The organism is Rhodanobacter thiooxydans LCS2, assembly GCF_000264375.1.
GTDB lineage: Bacteria > Pseudomonadota > Gammaproteobacteria > Xanthomonadales > Rhodanobacteraceae > Rhodanobacter > Rhodanobacter thiooxydans.
This window is the reverse complement of sequence record NZ_AJXW01000200.1, coordinates 1-349: the sequence shown is the minus strand read 5'-3', so window position 1 is coordinate 349 and position 349 is coordinate 1. Positions and strand designations below refer to the sequence as shown.

General features: G+C 61.6%; 1 protein-coding gene. It reads left to right on the top strand.

What is annotated here, in order from left to right; all coding sequences use genetic code 11:
* A partial coding sequence (locus UUA_RS18480; protein ID WP_008439916.1) for a transposase occupies nucleotides 1-282 on the top strand: 282 nt, incomplete at its 5' end.
* Nucleotides 283-349: the final 67 nt, after the last annotated feature.

Below are 349 nucleotides of genomic sequence, written 5' to 3'. Positions count from 1 at the left end.
CGGTTCACCGCGGAGTTCAAGCGCGAAGCGGTCAGGTTGCTCGATGCGGGCGAACGTCCCGCATCGGAGGTAGCCATCGACCTGGGTCTCCGACGGAACCAGCTCTACAAGTGGAAGGCCGAGCAGGTCCGATCCGGCGAGCTCTCCTTTCCTGGCTCCGGCCGCAAGCACGCGGACCAGGATTCGGAAATTGTGCGCCTCAAGCGCGAACTGGCGCGCATGACGGAGGAGCGCGACATTTTAAAAAAAGCGGCGGCGTACTTCGCCAAGGAACTGCCATGAAGTACGACTTCATGCGCTCTCACGCCGACCAGTTCTCGCTCACCGGCATGTGCCGTGTGTTGTCTGT